The organism is Helicobacter pylori NQ4053 (assembly GCF_000274605.1).
Taxonomy (GTDB): Bacteria; Campylobacterota; Campylobacteria; order Campylobacterales; family Helicobacteraceae; genus Helicobacter; species Helicobacter pylori_CV.
This window is the reverse complement of sequence record NZ_AKNV01000004.1, coordinates 162,280-179,940: the sequence shown is the minus strand read 5'-3', so window position 1 is coordinate 179,940 and position 17,661 is coordinate 162,280. Positions and strand designations below refer to the sequence as shown.

Below are 17,661 nucleotides of genomic sequence, written 5' to 3'. Positions count from 1 at the left end.
TGATTTTTCAATCCGCTTCTTTTTAATCTTTTGATCTTTAATTTTTTCATTAACTTCCCAATCCGCTTTTCAATCTTTAAGTTTTGATTTCTAGTTTATCCCACTCTATCGCTTGTGCTATAATGAACTGATCTTATATTTTAAAAGGAATAAATATGCCAAACACCACCAACAAAGATTACACCCAATACAGCGAAAAACAGCTTTTTAATTTAATCCATCAATTAGAGCAAAAAATCAAAAAGATGCAAAATGATAGAGTTTCTTTTAAAGAAAAAATGGCTAAAGAATTGGAAAAAAGGGATCAAAACTTTAAGGATAAAATAGACGCATTAAATGAACTCTTGCAAAAAATCAGCCAAGCTTTTGATGATAAAAGAGATTGTTGTTTGGGGCGCAAGATCCCAAACATTCAAACGCAACAAGCCATGAGAGATGCGTTAAATGGGGTTAATCTCACTCAAATTGATAGTTTAGATGATCTTACAAACGAGTTAAAAAGAGAAAATGGTAAAGGTTTTGAAAATATATGCTCTAGCGTTTGATTTAAAGATTGAGATTTTAAAAAAAGAATACGGAAGAACCCTACAATAAAGCCTATGATGATTTAAGGCAAGAATTAGAGCTATTAGGGTTTGAAAACACTCAAGGGAGCGTTTATGTTAATTATTCTAAAGAAAACACTCTAGTGCAAGTCTATAAAGCGATCAATAAACTTTCTCAAATTGAGTGGTTTAAAAAGTCTGTTAGGGATATTAGAGCGTTTAAGGTAGAGGACTTTAGCGATTTTACTGAGATTGTGAAATCCTAGTGTTTAGCCAAATTTTTAAAATTTTTGGCACTTATGGAGTGGAAAGCAACGCTTTTTTAGTAAGACTAGGCAGTCATAGCGAGTTGTTTTAATCCACCCAAACCCCTTATAATGCTTAAACCAAATCGCTTGTGCTATAATGAGCTGATATTTTTAAAAAAGGAATAAGCATGCCTAACACCACCGCAGAAAAAGACTACACCCAATACAGCGAAAAACAGCTTTTTAACTTTTTAAATTCTATCAAGACCAAACAAAAAAGAGCGTTAGAAAAATTGAAGGAAATCCAAGCTCAAAAACAAAGAATCAAAAAAGCGCTCCAATTTAAAGCACTCCATTTAACCGAAAACGGATACACCATAGAAGAAGAGCGAGAAATCTTAGCAAGGGCTAAAGATACAAAGAACCACTTTTGTTTTAAAAGCATAGAGGATTTTAAAAAACATTGTGAAAACTTGTAAATAAGATTTAAAAATGCTGACAATTGAAACCAGTAAAAAATTTGATAAGGATCTTAAAATTCTTGTTAAAAACGGGTTTGATTTAAAGCTTTTGTATAAAGTGGTTGGAAATTTAGCCACAGAGCAACCCCTAGCTCCCAAATACAAAGACCACCCACTCAAAGGCACTTTAAAAGATTTTAGGGAATGCACCTAAAACCGGATTTATTGCTTGTCTATCAAATTAAAAAACCAAAAAACACCCTCTTTTTGTTAAGGTTAGGCAGTCATAGCGAGCTGTTTTAACCCACCCACACAACTTAATAACGCTTAAACTAACCGCTCAAACCAACTACCCCTTTTTAGGGATAAAATTCAGGGGTAAAACACCGATCACGCTTTTTTATTTTTTAAATATTCTCGTGTTTGCCGCTTTTTAAATACCCTCGTGTGCGCATTTCTTTACGCTTCAAAGCCCCTTCATAGCGGCGGATTTCAACCTCTGTTTTAGGCTCGTATTTAGGCATGGGGGTGGGTTTGCCATTTTCTACAGCCACCATCGTGAAATAGCATGAATTGGTGTGCGTGATTTCACGAGTTTTAATATCTTCGCTCAAAACCTTAATCCCCACTTCGCACGAGGTGTTGCCCACGTAATTGATGCTGGCTAAAAAAGTGAGCAAATTCCCTACAGGAATGGGGTATTTAAAAGTAACCCCATCCACGCTTAAAGTGACCGTTCCTTTAGCGCAATAACGAGTCGAACACACATAAGCCACTTTATCCAACAAACTCAATAATTCCCCCCCATGCATGACATTGTTGAAATTAGCGGTTGTAGGCACGACTAAATAGCTCATCAATAATTTAGTGCGATCCGCTGTGTCTATAGTAAAATCAAAATGGCTAGAATGCGATGATTGTATTTGAGGCATTGTTTCTCCTTGATTAAAATTGGTGTTAAAAATGTCTTTTGTAAAAAACATTCCAAGAACTATATATTAGTCAAAATTAAGTAATATTAAGTGAATATTAGAGGAATTATAAAAATAATAAGAGGGTTGGCGTTAAATAATGGGCGTTGGAGAGAAAAAAGAAAGCCAAAAGGTGGCGGTTATCACTGGGGCGAGTTCTGGGATTGGGTTAGAGTGCGCGTTAATGCTGTTAGATCAAGGCTATAAGGTCTATGCGCTCTCTAGGCATGCGACTTTGTGCGTAGCGTTAAACCATGCGTTGTGCGAGAGCGTTGATATTGATGTGAGCGATTCTAACGCTTTAAAAGAAGTGTTTTTAAACATCAGCGCTAAAGAAGATCATTGCGATGTTTTGATCAATTCTGCTGGTTATGGGGTGTTTGGGAGCGTAGAAGACACGCCTATTGAAGAGGTTAAAAAGCAATTTGGCGTGAATTTTTTCGCCCTTTGTGAAGTGGTGCAACTTTGTTTGCCCTTATTAAAAAACAAGCCCCATTCTAAGATTTTTAACCTTTCTTCCATAGCAGGGCGTGTGAGCATGCTCTTTTTAGGCCATTACAGCGCGAGTAAGCATGCCTTAGAGGCTTATAGCGATGCCTTGCGTTTAGAGCTTAAACCCTTTAACGTTCAAGTGTGTTTGATTGAGCCAGGCCCAGTGAAAAGCAATTGGGAAAAAACCGCTTTTTCAGTTGAGAATTTTGAGAGCGAAGATAGCCTTTATGCGTTAGAAGTGAATGCGGCTAAAAGCTTTTATTCTGGCGTGTATCAAAACGCCCTAAGCCCTAAAGCCGTGGCGCAAAAAATCGTTTTTCTTAGCATGAGTCAAAAAATCAAGGCTCGCTATTTGATCGGCTTAAAAACCCAATTGTTGTTGGCGTTGTATCAAATCCTCCCGAGTAGTTGGTATGATTCTTTGTTCAGATTAATCGTTCTTAAAAGGAAGCGTGATGCTTAAAACCTATCATATTGCATTAGCTTGCGTGATTTTAGCGGTGGTGGTGCTGTTGTTTGGAGGGGAGTCCTTGAGTTTGGAAGAATGGCAAGAAGTGTGCCTTAATGTGAAAAACCACTTTTTGCACAATGAAGAACTGAGCTCTTTAAGTGTTATTATTTTAGAAATACGATTACCACGAGTGATTTTAGCGCTTTTAGTGGGGGCGAGTTTGTCCGGGAGTGGGGTGGTGATGCAAACGATTTTTAGAAACCCCTTAGTGGATCCCTTTTTATTAGGGATTTCTAGCGGGGCGATGCTAGGCGTGGCGATGGCGATAGCGGTAGTGGAGTCTAACATTGCGATTTTAGCGTTTTTTGGGGCGATTTTGGCCAGCCTTGCTGTTTTGGCGATGAATAGGGTTTTAGGCAATTCCGTCCTTTCGTTGGTGCTTTCAGGGGTGGTGTTGAGCGCGTTTTTAAGCGCTTTAGCCGGAGCGATCAAATTCTTTGTGATCCCCCAAAAAGCGCAAGCGATTGTCGTGTGGCTTTTAGGGAGCTTGTCTTTGAGCAGTTATAAGGATTGCTTGATCGCTTTCATAGGGCTATCTTTGGGCTTTATCCCGCTCTTTTTGTTAAGGTGGCGCATCAATTTATTGAGCTTGAGCGATGCACAAAGTTTGAGTTTGGGGATTAATCCGGTGCTGTTGCGATCGCTTTGTTTGGTGTGCGTGAGCGTTGCGAGCGCTTTAGCGGTGAGCGTGTCCGGCACGATCGGCTGGATTGGGTTGGTCATTCCGCATGTGGCTAGGTTGTTTTTTGGGGCGAATTTACAAAAACTGCTTTTAAGCTCTTTGTTAATGGGAGCGTTTTTCTTGCTTTTAGCGGATGTGGTGGCTAAAACCATTACCCCCTATGATTTACCGGTAGGCATTGCGACAAGCGTTTTAGGAGCGCCTTTCTTCTTATGGCTTTTATTCAGGACTAGGGGGGTGTGATGGTCTTAGAAGTTAAAAACCTATCCTTTAAATATTCTCAAAAACTCATTTTGGATAAATTGAGTTTTAGCGTGCCAAAAAACAGCATTACCAGTATATTAGCGCCTAATGGATCGGGTAAAACCACGCTTTTAAAATGCCTTTTAGGGCTTTTGAAGCCTTTAGAAGAAACCGAAATTAAAGCGTGTAACAAAGATATTTTACCCTTAAAGCCTTATGAAAAAGCCAAATTGATCGCTTATATCCCCCAAGTGGAATATTATGCGTTCAATTTCAGCGTGTTGGATTTTGTTTTAATGGGGAAAGCGACGCATTTGAATCTGTTCGCTATGCCTAAAGCCAAGCACATTAAAGAAGCGACTAGCGTTTTAGAGCGCTTGGATTTAGAGTCCTTAAAAGATCAAGGCATTAACGATTTGTCCGGGGGTCAAAGGCAAATGGTGCTTTTAGCCAGAAGCTTGTTGCAAAGAACGCCCTTATTGTTATTAGATGAGCCTACGAGCGCTTTAGATTTAAAAAACCAAGCCCTTTTTTTTGATGCGATTAAAGATGAGATGAAAAAACGAGAATTGAGCGTTTTAGTCAATATCCATGACCCGAATTTGGTTGCCAGGCACTCCACGCATGTGGTCATGCTCAAAGATAAAAAACTTTTTTTGCAAGCTTCCACGCCAATCGCTATGACTTCACACAATTTAAGCGCGCTTTATGACACGCCCTTAGAAGCGATCTGGCATGATAATAAGCTTGTCGTGTATGCGTTGTAGGGGTTAAATGTTTTGTAAGATTTCAAACCCATGCTTTGAGCATGGGTTTTTAGATTGGTATTAGAAACTATACCTCATTCCTAAATTGGAAGCGAAATGGCTTGCGTTGGAAATCAAATTGTGCAAATAAACCACGCCCAAATTCAAAAACACTTCTTTAGCTAATTGCAATTCCCCACCCATCATCGCTCTTGCATAGGTGCTTAAAGGACTGCGAGCGGCATTGATTTTAAAGGTGTTTAAAGACGCCACATCATTCGATCCAAAGTGAGCGAACTCTTGTAAAACTCCAGCGTTCATATAGAAGTATGAAGTGTCCCCATAATAATAGCGCGCTTCCACATTAGCGTTAGCGTTGAATAAATGCTGACTGCTCGCGCCATTTTTTAAAGCCGCTTTATTGGTGCTGTTGCTTTCAAAGTTGGTTGAGCCTAAATGGTTATAGCTCACGCCCACGCTTGGTTTTAACACTAAAGCGTTCCTAAAAAACGCGAAGTCATAACCATAGCTCGCTCTTGCTGCAGCGCTATAGGCTAAGTAATTATAGCTTTGATTCAAATCTCGCAGTAGAGCGCTTTTGAAATTCAAGCTTGATTGATCGCTCCCTAGCGCCCCTTGAGCTTCAAAGTCAAATTCATGCTGGTTGGCAAAAATACGGCTATACACGCCAAAATTAGTGTTATTAGCCCCAGAGTTAAGAGAGTTCGCTTGATTACTAAAAGAGCTATAACCATAGCTTCCAAAACCGCCCACAATGGCTTCCACTTCCCCATTAAGGTAAGCGTCTACGCCTGCACTTGTGCCATATAATGAAGCGTTAGAGCCATTATTCAAGCTCGCTCCCCCAATAGCGTTAGCCCAAACATTGGTGGGTTTTTCATATTTAGGGGCAAATTGATACAACACTTCTGCCGCACTCTCTAAAGAAGCGAATCTCTGGCCTTTTAAAGCTTGTAAGCGTTGAGCGAACGAGTTAATATTGTTGGTGTGTCTCCTGGAGAGATTGACTAAACGAGAATTTAAAATCATCGCATTGCTCAAGCTCAAAGTTTGCAAGCCACTGGTTTTATGCTCTAAACTGGCTATGTTGTTTAAAGTGGTAGTGGCCGCATTCAATTGCTTGGTGATTTCATTAGCGCTTGTAGCATCAATCATTTGTCTGGCATAACCCGCATCATGGCTATCAATCAATAAGGTTTGCAAAAGATCCCTACCTTGCGCGCCTGAATGAGTATAGAGCGTGTCAATATCTTTAGAGCGGTTAGCCAATTCAAACACGCTTTCAATAGTGCCAAAATCATGCTGATTGATAGCGACTAAATTAGGAGTGGTGCTGTGAGCGAAAGGAGCGTTCTTTACGAGGGCGTAGTTAGCAGAACGCGCATTATTAGTGGTGTTTGTGGGTAAGTTGGTGGTATTGCCACCATTCTCAGAAGGCGTAGAATTGCCTAAATAATACACCGAAATTTTAGAGCCGTTAGCCGTTTTACTGATGCCTATATTTTTCCATGCCTTACCGATAAGATACTTGTAATTGTCAGGGTTGTTCACCATGCTTTGATTGCCGATAGCCATACCGCATGCTTTAATGTCATCAGTATTTCGCACCACACAAGTATCCATGCGGTTATTGTTGTTATAAAGGGCTAGGCGCTCTTTGAATTGCTCTTCTAGATTAACATTACTAATGCCATTGGTACCTGTAGAAACATTGCCATAACCAATGATTTTTGCTTTCAATAAAACATGCTCTGTATTTTTAATGAGATCTTGAGCGCTGTTAATCTTGATGAGCGGTTTGTAAAATCCGGTCGCGCTGTCTATATCATTATTAAACATCATAGCTGCTGCATTGCCTACGCTTAAGGTTGCCACTTGCCCGCCTCGGACTAGATAGTTGATAGTGCCTTGATTGTTGATAAAATCCCCCTGAATGGTTAGATTTGAAAATTGACTATAGTCCATGATCGCATTTTGACCCAGGGTTAGATTATTAAACATAAGTTTTGATGTGCCCCAAGGGTTTTCTGGGGTTGAAGAAGCGAATTTTCTGGTGATTTCAACATTTTTAATATTCCTAGCGTCAAAATAATTCCAAGGGCTATAGTAAAACTCATCTATAACCAATTTTTCGCCGCTTTTAAATTTGACACCCCCAGAAAAGATTGACCTAGTGCCAGTTTCCAAACGCACGGTATTGATGCGCGATTGACTGCCTATATCTTCGCTAAAATGAGTGTATTCCCCCACGCTCACCCCATTGGTTTTAACAATCAATTCATTAATGTTGAAGTTTTTAACGGCCACATTAGTGGAAGCCGTAATGAGCTTGTTGATATTGACCTTACCTGTAACACCACTAAAATCTAAGGTGTTGAAACCACCATTACCCGTATCAATACCTTTAAAATTAGCTGTATGAGCATCCACTTTTAAATTCACAAATCTTCCCAAACTAATATCGTTATTAAAAGTGGCTGTGCCGTTTTTGGTATCCGTACCAGCCTTAAACTCAAAATTCGCACTTGATCCTGCCAAAGCATAACCACCCACTTGATTATTCACTCTTAAAGGCCCATCAACGGTGATATTCCCGGTTAGATTTTCCACTAATAAAGAACGCCCGCTCGCTTGATTGGACAGATTGACACCGCCTTTGCCGATATGCAAGTGAGCCGCATTGGTGGTAAGAGAAGCTTTATACCCTCCCACTCTAATCGTGCCATCAGCGTTAGTGTTGATGCGATCAATATTGACAACCGTGTCTTTGCCGCCCGCAAAAGGCCCGTCAATGACTTGCGTGGGTTGAATTTCTGTTTTTTGCGCGCTATTGGGTGGGTTAATGACCTGAGTGTTACTATTGTTTTGAGCGCTGTTTTGTTGGTTGTTGTTAGCATTATTTTGCGTGGTGTTACTAGGTTTATCCTTAGGTTTATCCTTATAACCGCCTTCTGGAGGGGCGATAATGTTTAGCCCTGCACTTTGCCACAAATCCAGTGTGCCAATATGAGTCTTGTTGCTAGCGATAATGCCTGCTTGAGCGGCGTTTTTATCGCCAACAGTGAGGTGGTTAAAATTCACTTCCCCTGTCACTTTTGAAGTGTTTATCGTGCTGTATGAAGGGGCCAGATATGCTCCCACGTATTGCAAACGGCCCATCCACACATTACCCATTAATTTAACGCTGTTTGAAGCCAAGTTAAGCGTGGCGCCATCATAAAGAGAAATTTCAGCGTTTTTACTGCTAGTGATCCCTTCTGAAGCTTGCAAAGTCAAAACCGTAGAGCTGGCTTTCCTCCCGGCTCCAGAACCCACACGATTATTGATTTCTACAAAATTATCAATTGAAATATTTTTAGCGTTGAAATCCACTCTCGTGGTGCGATCAGCGCTATCCTTATAGCTTGTGAAAGAATTGCCATTGAATTGGCCCAAGCGCAAAGTGGCTTTTTGCATATTCACGTCTAAATCCCCACCAGTAAAGTTTCTAAGCCCTGATAGTTTATAAGTCCCTACAGCGTCTTTCATATCCACTTCAAGCTTGTTCTGCTGCCCGCCTTTGACCCAATAATGCCTAGCGGCATTCCCCCAGTCCCAACCTCCATCAATCTTACTGGATAAAAGGGATCTGTATAAGTCGTATTCCTTGTTGGGGAATTCATTAAAGCCTTTTCCTGCTTGAATGCGCCAAACTTTATCGGGTTTATCTGGGGTTTTATTGGCTTCTTCGGCTTGTTTGAGCCCCCAAGCTAAGAAGCCCTGAGACAGTTCCTACAGCGGTGCCTGTGGCGATACCCCCAACAATGGCTGGAATGATCACGGTTGTGAAAAAGGCAGCATGACTCTCTTGCGGTATGGAGCTAATCAACGCTCCTGCTAAAACGAGAGAAACTAAAGGGCGATTGATTTTGCGGTGTGTTTGTTGTATTTCCATTTTCTTCCTTTCTTTTTGTAAAACGATTTTTGCACAAAGGGTGCGACTTTAGACTAGAAAATTTCTGTTGCATTTACGATTAAGGCTATAAATATATAGTATCTACAACCAGTGTTCAATTTTTATCAAATTAAGGTAAATGAACATAAAACTTAACAAGATTAAAAAGTAATATGGCTGAAAATTTTGGCTAGAATGTGTAAAAAGGTAAAATGGGAGGCGCTTAAAAAAACTTCTCCCAAATCGTGCCTTGTGGGGTGTCCATCAAAGCGATTTTTTGTTTCAAAAGCTCTTCTCTGATGCTATCGGCTTTTAAAAAATCTTTTTGCTCTTTGGCGCGTTTTCTTTCTTCTATCTTGCTTTCAATTTCTTGTTTTTCACTCTCGCTCACGCCTAATTGGAAATACGCACTAGGGTCTTTAAACCCAATACCAAGCAGTTCTTCTATGAATTTCAAATTCGCTAAAATTTCGCCTTTTAAAGCCTTGTTTTTGGGGTTTTGATCCAGTTTTTCATTAGTGGAAGAAAGCATGCTTTCTAAAACGCTCAACGCTTTAGAAACGTTCAAATCATCTTGCATGCATTCTAAAATTTCTTTTTTAAAGTTTGGATTTATTCCTCCCAAAGTCCCTAAAACGCGCTGTTTCAAGCGATAGATTTTATCCAAGCGTTTTTTACTCACTAACAAGTCTTCTTCATTGAAATTCAAAACAGAGCGATAATGCACCCCTAGCAAGTAATTGCGCAAAATTTCGCCATCATAGTTTTTCAGGGCGTCTTTAATAAAAAAGCTATTCCCTAAACTTTTAGACATTTTTTCATTATTGATATTCACAAAGCCGTTATGCATCCAGTATTTAGCGATCTCCACGCCAAAGGCACAACGGGTTTGGCACGCTTCATTTTCATGGTGGGGGAATAACAAATCCGCTCCGCCAGCATGGATATCAATTTGATAGGGGGTGTTAGCGAGCGCTAAAGTTTCAAAAACCATGCTAGAGCATTCTATATGCCAGCCAGGGCGCCCTTTGCCTAAAGGGCTATCAAAGCCCACATCATTATCCCCCTTATAGCTTTTCCATAGCACAAAATCCTGCTCAAGCCGTTTTTCTTGCACCAAACCAATACGGCTAAATTCCATACTGCTATTATGTACGCTCAAAGAGCCGTAATCTTTATCCTTGCTCGTGTCTAAATAAATATCCCCATTAGAGACTCTATAAGCGAAATTTTTTTCTAAAAGCGTTTCAATCATGTGCACCATAGCGTCTAAATACTCGCTCGCTTTAGGCTCTAGGCTGGGTTGTTTCACGTTCAAAGCGTTTAAATCCCTCGTGTAAGATTCAATATAAATGCTGCTTAATTCTTGAATGCTTTTGTTTTCTTTTAAGGCTTTGTTGATGATTTTATCGTCAATATCCGTGAAATTCCTTACTAGCATTACTTCATAGCCGCTCAACTCAAGCGTGCGCCTTAACAAATCAAAAGCAATCGCGCTCCTGGCATGCCCTAAATGAGCGTCATCATACACCGTAGGCCCGCACACATAAATATTCGCCTTATTTTTAACTAAAGGCTCAAAAGGGACTTTTTGTTTTGATTTGGTATCATAAATAAACATTTAAAAACCTTGAAAATAATAAAATAAATATAAATGTGTAACCCACGATTTGAACGCTAAGAGTAATAAGATTTCCACGCAAGCGAGGAAAAGGATTACAAGCCATGATTTTAAATTCTTGATTATACCCAAGAATAATTGAAAGCCAAACGCTTTTATCGTTAAAACAAATAAAAACAACCCGCTCAAACTATTCGCTAACGCTAAACCCAAAACCCCTAACAAAGGCATTAAACTCAAAGAAGCCACCAAACCTAAAAAAAGCGAAATTAAAGAGATTTTAGCCGCTTTTTTTTGCTCTAATTTCGCATAAAGCCATAAAGAAAAGAGTTTAGTTAGCCCAAAAGGGAGCAAGCCTAAAAGATAGAGCGAAAAGACTTGCGAAGTGATTAAGGTGTCTTTAGGGCTAAACTGCCCCCTTTCAAATAAAAGCTCGGTGATTTCTTGACTTAGCATGATCCCCCCAATGCTGCAAAAGAGCAAAACGCCCACCAAGAAAAACCACGCCTTTTGCAAGCGTTGTAAGATTAAATCCTGCTGATTATTTTTAAGCGCGATCGCAATGCTAGGGAAAAGGGCTGTGGAGATAGCGATAGCAAATAAGGCTAAAGGGAGCTGGAAGACTCTGTTAGCGTAATACAAATAAGACACGCTCCCGCTCGCTAAAAAAGAGGCGATCGTGGTGTCTAAAAAAGAAGCGATCTGAGCGCTAGAATTGCCTAAAACGCTAGGGAAAAACTGCTTGAAAAACCCTTTCAGATCCCTTTTAGCCCTATTCAAACGATATTCTTTTTTGTTTGCGTTTTTAGTCTTAAAACCCAACAACCCTTTAGACAATAAATCCCATAAGCCTAATTCCATTAAAGGATAAAAGTGTAATAAAATTTGAGCCACGCCCCCTAAAAGCACGCCATAGCTCAAATAATACAACGCTTCTAAATGCGTTTTTTCTTTAGAAATGAAAAGGGCTAAAATCATGCATACATTGAGTAAGCTTGCGCTATAAGCGCTGGCAAAAAAGCTGTGTTTGTATTGTAAAAGCGCGCCTAAAAAAGTGGTGATAAACACCAATAAAAGATACCAAAAATTGATCGCTACAATAGGGGTGCATAGTTTGAGCGTCTCTTCATCAAAGCCGTAAGCTAGGAGTTTGGTTAGCCATAAGGGATTGAGCGCTACTAACAAGCACCATATGAATAAAACGCCGCAAAAAATAAGCCCCACCAAACTCGCAAAACCCCCCTTAATGGAGCTTCGTATGAAGCTTGGTAAAAAGCTTTGAGAAAAAGAACCCTCCGCAAAAATACGCCTGAATAAATTAGGCAATTTGAAAGCCACAAAGAAAATATCGCTATACACCCCAGCCCCTAGAATATTGGCCATCATCAAATCCCGTAAAAAGCCAAAAATCCTAGAGCATAAAATCCCTAAGCTATTGGTTAAAAATATTTTTTTTAGCATGTCAGTCGCAGTTATTACCTAATTTTCAGTGTTTTTTTGTTAGCATATTCCTTTTTCTAAATCTTTATAATACCATTTAAGGATTAAAAAATGAGCTTGGAGCGTTTTGCCCCTATAAAAGTTGAGCGGTGCAAAGACATTCAAAAAGAATTAAAAAAAGCGGCCGCTGAAAATAAATTACAAACAGAAGATCTGTGGTTTGAGATTTTAAAAACTTCTATTTTTATCAAAAACAGCGCTAAAGACGATTTTAGCGAGGCTTTTGGTGGGGAATTGCAGCAATTAGAAGAAGAGGAATACTATGAAAAAAAAGAGCTAACCCTTTATCAAACCCATGACATTAAAATCAAATCAAACGCTTACAAACGCTTTTTTGAAGTAAAAGTGGATGAAGATTTAAGTAAAATAGAAATTATTTTAGACGAGTGTTTTATTGTCCTAGACACTGAAGAGTATTACCAAGAAATGTTTGCGTATATTAAAGAGCGTTTGGCTTTTGAGGGCGTGGTGTTTAGGCATTTTTCACAAATGTATGAAAATTTAAAAACAGAGTTAAGAAAATATCAAAAAGAAGCCCAAAACAAGCGCTTTATTTTATACGCTTCTCCAACTTTTATCCCTAATACAGAAGAAAAATCCCATTTTTTACTAGAAGAAGAATACCTTCCAACCCATACCATTCCTTTAAGCGATCAAGAAGAATCTTTTGTTAAAGAAAATTATTATATCGCTAAAGAAAATCAAAAAGTCGCTTGCGTGAATTGCCCCAAACAAGGCAGAGACGGCCGTAATCTTAAAGGCCTTTATATTGAATTGCCTAAAGTTGCCCATTCGCCCACCCCCATAGGGCATGACAAAAACGCTTTTGAAGAAAGAGAAGAAAATAACGCCTTAGTGTATTACTCCAAAGCCTTACAAGGGGTTAAAATGGAAAAAGGGCGTTTGGTTTCTAAGCAAAATTTTATCTTTAAAAACGGGATCAAATCCATTGAAACGCCTAATCTTTTAGGGGGAGTGGAGAGCGGGTTAGCTTTAGAAATCCAAGCTAAAGACGAATTGAGCGATGCGATCGATTCTAACCTCATTTTAGAAGCGAGCGTAATTAACGTTAAGGGCAATGTGGGTAAGAATGTGATCTTAGTGGCTAAAGAAATCACTATAGAGGGGCAAATCCACCCTGAAAGCTATGTCTATGCCAATCAAGCGCGTATCACTAACCATAAGGGCGTGTGCTACGCTAAAGAGTTTGAGTGCAAGTATTTAGAGCGCGCTAAAGTGTATGCCAATAGCGTTAAAGTGGAAGCGAGCGCGGGGAGCGTGGTCTATGCGAAAGAAATCGCTTTAGAAAAGCTTAAAAGCGACAACAAGCTGTATTTTTCCAAGCAATGTTGGATTGATGAGGTGGATGGTAATGGCAACCGCTTTATTTTTTACGCTTTTGGGGGGCGAGAAAACCAAGAAGAATTGAAAAACGCTAAACAAAAACTCAATGCCTTAGGGGTAAAATCTAAAAAAATCATCGCTCAGCACCAGTCCTTAAACCATTTGGTCAAAAACAATCAAATCATCATGGAAAAGCTTAAAAACGCCACCGAAGAAATCAAACGCTCTTTAATGCAACAAGAAAGCGTGAAAGACGCTTATAGCGAGTTTATGTTTGCTCTAAAGCGTTTGAAAATCTTAAAAGCTCAAATGCTAGAATTGCAAAAAATCAATAATGAATGTTACGCTAAACTCATCAGCATAGAAAACAGCTTCCAGCATGCAAGCATTACGACTAAAAACCCTTTCAAGCAAGAAAATATCGTGATTTATCATCGCAATTACCCAAAAGTGAGCAACTTGAGCGCCATGTTAAGCCACAATGAAAGCGTGAACGTGATCTATGAAGACCATAAAATCAAAAAAGTCCCTAAAAGCGCTATAAAAGGCTAGAGCAAGAAATAAAAAAGGGATAAAATGATAGTGGGTTTGATAGGGGTTGTGGAAAAAATTTCTGCTTTAGAAGCGCATATAGAAGTGCAAGGGGTTGTTTATGGGGTGCAAGTTTCTATGCGAACGGCTGCTTTGCTTCAAGCGGGCCAAAAAGTGCGTTTGAAGATCTTGCAAGTGATCAAAGAAGACGCGCATCTTTTATACGGGTTTTTAGAAGAGAGTGAAAAAATCCTTTTTGAAAGGCTTTTAAAAATCAATGGGGTAGGGGGGCGTATCGCTTTAACCATTCTTTCAAGCTTTTCGCCGAATGAATTTGAAAACATTATCGCCACTAAAGAAGTCAAAAGACTCCAGCAAGTCCCAGGTATAGGGAAAAAGCTCGCTGATAAGATCATGGTGGATTTGATTGGCTTTTTCATTCAAGATGAAAACAGACCCGCACGCAATGAGGTTTTTTTAGCCCTAGAGAGTTTGGGCTTTAAAAGCACTGAAATCAACCAAGTCTTAAAAACCCTAAAACCCAATCTCAGCATAGAAGCAGCGATTAAAGAAGCCTTACAACAACTGCGCTCTTAAAAAAAGGTTTTAGTTTAGCGGCTACGCTTTGAACGAAGCCACCGCAGGCGCGGCGTTAAAGTATCACCTAAAGCGAGCTTTAGAAAGAAGCCACTCAATAAGTGAGTTTAGTAAGAATTTAGAATTAAGCGCACAAAAATCCCACTTTAGCAACAACACGCTTAAAATCATTGAAGAGCTTAATAATGGCGTTAAACAAGCGAGCGAAGAAATCAAGGAAAAGGCTACTAAATACGAAAAAGCCTTACAAGAATTGCAAAAGATTGATGAAAGCAAGCTTACTAAAGAACAGCAACAAGTTTTAAAGGTTTTTAAAGGAGAATTAGACAAAGGCGAGATTAAAAAGATAGATTTAAACGATCTTTACATTTTAGATCAAGGCACAAGGCATGCGACCACTAAAAAGATTTTAGTTAAACAGAACGGAGCAGAAAGCACAGGTGCCCTCACGAACGACGAGCTAATCAACATGAGCGAAGCGATCAAAAACGGGAGCGTGTTATTAGAGAGTTTTGAAAGGCTTAAAAATGGGTTTAGATATTCTTATGAATGGGAGAATGACGGCGTTAAGATTAGGTTAGTCGTAGATGATTTAAACGATGGGAATAAGATTTTTGATTTTCATAGGAATTTTAAAGATTTTAGAGATGCCAGGCCACAACCTAGCACCTCAAAGGATAACGGGACACAACCCATTACCCTTGATGAACCTAATCCTACACCAAAACCGCTAACAGATCAAGAGGATTTATTAAAAACAAGCGAAAATTTAAACGAAACCACACAAAACGCTACCAAATTAAGCCCTTTAGAACAAGCAGAAGCTGAAAAGCTTGCTAAATTACAAAAAGAGCAAGAACAAAGCGAACAAGAATTTTTAAAAGCCAAAGAGCAAGAGAGCCAACGAAAAGCCGCTTTAAAAAAGAAATTAGAACACGAGCGAGACTAGGAAATAAGTGGGTAGTAAGCAGTTATGAAATCTATAATAGCGAGAGTGAGTCACCGTTCCTCCTTATGGCTCAATTACAAGGGGTAGGTTTGGGAACCCCTAAACTCACAGAACCTAATCCTACCACAAACGCACTTAAAACGCAAGAGCCTTTAAGCCCCCTAGAACAAGCCAACGCCGAAAAATATGAATTAATACTAAAAACGAAGCATAAAACGAAATTATAAGGATAGTGTAGCCCATAGAAAAACATTAGCAAAATCTCAGAATAGCAATTGACCATCAGTTATGAGCTGAGTGCTAGACATATTTGATAAAGCTAATGTGTTTTGAAACTTTAACATAAAAAATTAAACACAAGGAGTAAGGAATGAAAAGCATTAAAAAGTCTCACCTTGACCATACACAAGCCCTTGCGTCTTATGTGTCAGGGTCTCTTGGCACACTCAAAGTGTTTTTAGTATGGGTTAGAAAGTTATTCTCCAACCCATGCCTTGACAATATTAGCACAAAAATATTAAATAATAGAAAGAGTGAATTAGTTTTAAAAACAATGTTCAAGAGTAACGGAGATTATAAGAATAACAAGGCTTATAAAGAATTTTCAAGCACCTCACTCAACGCTAATGCGAAGGTGCCACATAGGTCGAGTTCCCATGGTGGTGCTAAAAAGAACAATACTTAAAAAACTTTAATAAGTCAAGGAGTGAAAAATGAATTAATCTTAAAAATGATGTATCAATCAAAGCTTTAATGCAAGACACCAAACCCTCTAAGGGGCAACCATAGGTTGAGTTCCTATAGCGATGTCTGTAAGGATGCTACCATAAAAACCCCAACAAAGTCAAATAACGACCTAAATCTTTTCAAGGAGAACGCAAGGAGAATGAATGCAAACAAAAAATAATGTTAAAGCAGAGATTGACAAGGCGGACATTATCCACTCTTTCATTCCGCAGGATAGCTGAAAATGCTAAAAAGCAATGAGTGGGCTACCATTGAAACTATAAAACAAAAACTTGAAAAAGTCAAGGAAGTCAGGAAATGAAAAACTAACGAAGAGTATAGCTACAATCAAATCATAGAGGAAGCGAGAATGATAATGGATAAAGCGAATCATTAAAGAGTGAGTGGGTTATTATAGGGTTTGAAAAGAAAGCAGGAAATCTTAGAGAGCAAGCTAAGTTTATAGACCCTAGCTTAATTACAAAAGATGGAGAGCGTTTAGCTTCTTCTTTAAACTCTAATAACCCCAATCCTACCACAAAAGAATAAGCAAGGCAATAAACTACCCAGACTTACCCAGTCAGTATGAAAAAAATAAGCCTAAAAACCCCTTTAAAATTCTGGCTTTGTTCTGATCAAACGCCAATAATTGAGCTTTTAAAAAATGATTTTTTAAACTCTATAAAAATGAAATAACCCTTTTTAGGGTTTAGTTTAAAGCCCAGTTGGTTTTAGTGAGATTTTCTCTGATGGAAAACAGCTTGTCTTTGACTTCGTTACTGCTCAATTTCCTCACTTTATCCGAATTGTATTTCAAATCCTGGCTAAGAAGAGACAATCTGTTAGATAAATCGGCAATATCCACCCTTAGCCCCTCATCTCTGGCTAATTTGAGCGCGGGGATTAGATCCGTATCTTTTGAAAATATCAAAATCCTATCAGCTATTTTTTTAAAGGCGATTCTTTGAATGTCAAGACCCATGAGCATATCCACCTGTTTTTGTTCCAATAACGCTCTATAACTCCCATCAAACTCCACTCTTATTGCGTTTAACTTAGTCCTCCCTAACCTCAATTCCACTTGATCCAATGAAGCGAGATCATGTTGGAAATTTTCCACATCGCTATAAATCTTTTCCCATTTAGTCGCTTCACTGCTTTGTAAGATCTCTTCAATGTCGCTACTGGTGAAGATTTTCATTTCTGTTCCCGGATTTTTTTCATTTTGGAGCGTGTCATTCCTTTTATCCCATAACGCATGTTCAAAATCAAAGGGTGGGGTGGTATAAAAGTAAATACGACTGATCCATTCATCATCTAGTAAAAAAGCCCTGATAGTAACGATCACATCTAAAGCGATATTGTAATTAACGCACTTTGTTTGTTTAATATCGCGCCTGAAATTCTCCCAATCCACTAGTATGATTGTGTTTGCTTTCATTTATTGCTCCCTTATTTATACGCTAAATTTTTTAAAAGTTCTTAATGCAATCTTGTATTTTTGCGCCAACAAGAAACATGGATATAATAATAGCGTTT

12 protein-coding genes and 5 pseudogenes are annotated in these 17,661 nt (G+C 38.9%); 12 read left to right on the top strand and 5 right to left on the bottom strand.

Annotated elements, in window-relative coordinates:
• The first annotated feature begins 155 nt into the window (after window positions 1-155).
• The 4 genes and pseudogenes from AYS37_RS04020 (at window position 156) to AYS37_RS04005 (ending at window position 1,557) form a co-directional block, all read left to right on the top strand.
• Entirely contained in the window at window positions 156-545 is a 390-nt protein-coding gene (locus AYS37_RS04020) for a type II toxin-antitoxin system HP0895 family antitoxin (RefSeq protein ID WP_001134160.1), read from the top strand.
• A pseudogene (vapD, locus tag AYS37_RS04015) lies at window positions 526-811 on the top strand (endoribonuclease VapD). Before AYS37_RS04020 ends, vapD begins: the two are co-directional and overlap by 20 nt.
• Before the next feature lie 170 nt (window positions 812-981).
• The gene (locus tag AYS37_RS04010) at window positions 982-1,272 is read left to right on the top strand and encodes a type II toxin-antitoxin system antitoxin (RefSeq protein ID WP_001134049.1); all 291 of its coding nucleotides are present in this window, start codon (window positions 982-984) and stop codon (window positions 1,270-1,272) included.
• Window positions 1,273-1,285: 13 nt separating this feature from the next.
• Window positions 1,286-1,557: pseudogene (locus AYS37_RS04005) on the top strand (HP0892 family type II toxin-antitoxin system mRNA interferase toxin).
• Window positions 1,558-1,661: 104 nt separating this feature from the next.
• Here AYS37_RS04005 and AYS37_RS04000 read toward each other — a convergent pair.
• A complete protein-coding gene (locus AYS37_RS04000; RefSeq protein WP_001135635.1) occupies window positions 1,662-2,186 on the bottom strand; it encodes an acyl-CoA thioesterase in 525 nt (174 codons plus the stop codon).
• 139 nt (window positions 2,187-2,325) lie between these two features.
• Here AYS37_RS04000 and AYS37_RS03995 point away from each other — a divergent pair, with 139 nt between their 5' ends.
• The 3 genes from AYS37_RS03995 to AYS37_RS03985 are packed head-to-tail and all read left to right on the top strand — an operon-like array spanning window position 2,326 to window position 4,920.
• Window positions 2,326-3,180 (top strand): SDR family oxidoreductase, encoded by an 855-nt coding sequence (locus AYS37_RS03995; RefSeq protein ID WP_000538087.1) that lies wholly within the window; start codon window positions 2,326-2,328, stop codon window positions 3,178-3,180.
• Entirely contained in the window at window positions 3,173-4,153 is a 981-nt protein-coding gene (locus tag AYS37_RS03990) for a FecCD family ABC transporter permease (RefSeq protein WP_000921461.1), read from the top strand. Before AYS37_RS03995 ends, AYS37_RS03990 begins: the two co-directional genes overlap by 8 nt.
• On the top strand, window positions 4,153-4,920 hold the full coding sequence (locus AYS37_RS03985; RefSeq protein ID WP_000242349.1) for an ABC transporter ATP-binding protein: 768 nt from the start codon (window positions 4,153-4,155) through the stop codon (window positions 4,918-4,920). The genes AYS37_RS03990 and AYS37_RS03985 overlap by 1 nt, the downstream gene beginning before the upstream one ends.
• Window positions 4,921-4,980: 60 nt before the next feature.
• On the opposite strand, the pseudogene vacA reads toward AYS37_RS03985, so the two are convergent.
• The 3 genes and pseudogenes from vacA to murJ form a co-directional block, all read right to left on the bottom strand.
• Window positions 4,981-8,854 (bottom strand): annotated as a pseudogene (vacA, locus tag AYS37_RS03980) (autotransporter vacuolating cytotoxin VacA).
• Between the two features lie 223 nt (window positions 8,855-9,077).
• On the bottom strand, window positions 9,078-10,475 hold the full coding sequence (cysS, locus tag AYS37_RS03975) for a cysteine--tRNA ligase (RefSeq protein ID WP_000471390.1): 1,398 nt from the start codon (window positions 10,473-10,475) through the stop codon (window positions 9,078-9,080).
• Complete coding sequence (gene murJ, locus AYS37_RS03970) at window positions 10,476-11,936, bottom strand: murein biosynthesis integral membrane protein MurJ (RefSeq protein ID WP_000913469.1); 1,461 nt, start codon at window positions 11,934-11,936, stop codon at window positions 10,476-10,478.
• A 90-nt stretch (window positions 11,937-12,026) separates the two neighbouring features.
• Between murJ and AYS37_RS03965 the strand changes: the two genes are divergently transcribed.
• The 5 genes and pseudogenes from AYS37_RS03965 (at window position 12,027) to AYS37_RS03950 (ending at window position 16,081) form a co-directional block, all read left to right on the top strand.
• A complete protein-coding gene (locus tag AYS37_RS03965; RefSeq protein ID WP_000051271.1) occupies window positions 12,027-13,871 on the top strand; it encodes a hypothetical protein in 1,845 nt (614 codons plus the stop codon).
• Window positions 13,872-13,895: 24 nt separating this feature from the next.
• Entirely contained in the window at window positions 13,896-14,447 is a 552-nt protein-coding gene (gene ruvA / locus AYS37_RS03960; RefSeq protein ID WP_000635123.1) for a Holliday junction branch migration protein RuvA, read from the top strand.
• Window positions 14,448-14,475: 28 nt separating this feature from the next.
• Window positions 14,476-15,390: pseudogene (locus tag AYS37_RS09035) on the top strand (DUF3519 domain-containing protein); the annotation flags it as partial.
• Window positions 15,390-15,675: pseudogene (locus tag AYS37_RS09030) on the top strand (DUF3519 domain-containing protein); the annotation flags it as partial. The pseudogenes AYS37_RS09035 and AYS37_RS09030, both read left to right, overlap by 1 nt.
• A gap of 91 nt (window positions 15,676-15,766) precedes the next feature.
• Window positions 15,767-16,081 (top strand): DUF3519 domain-containing protein, encoded by a 315-nt coding sequence (locus tag AYS37_RS03950; RefSeq protein ID WP_000835866.1) that lies wholly within the window; start codon window positions 15,767-15,769, stop codon window positions 16,079-16,081.
• Window positions 16,082-16,831: 750 nt separating this feature from the next.
• Here AYS37_RS03950 and AYS37_RS03945 read toward each other — a convergent pair.
• Entirely contained in the window at window positions 16,832-17,563 is a 732-nt protein-coding gene (locus tag AYS37_RS03945) for an NYN domain-containing protein (RefSeq protein ID WP_000646774.1), read from the bottom strand.
• Between the last annotated feature and the right edge of the window lie 98 nt (window positions 17,564-17,661).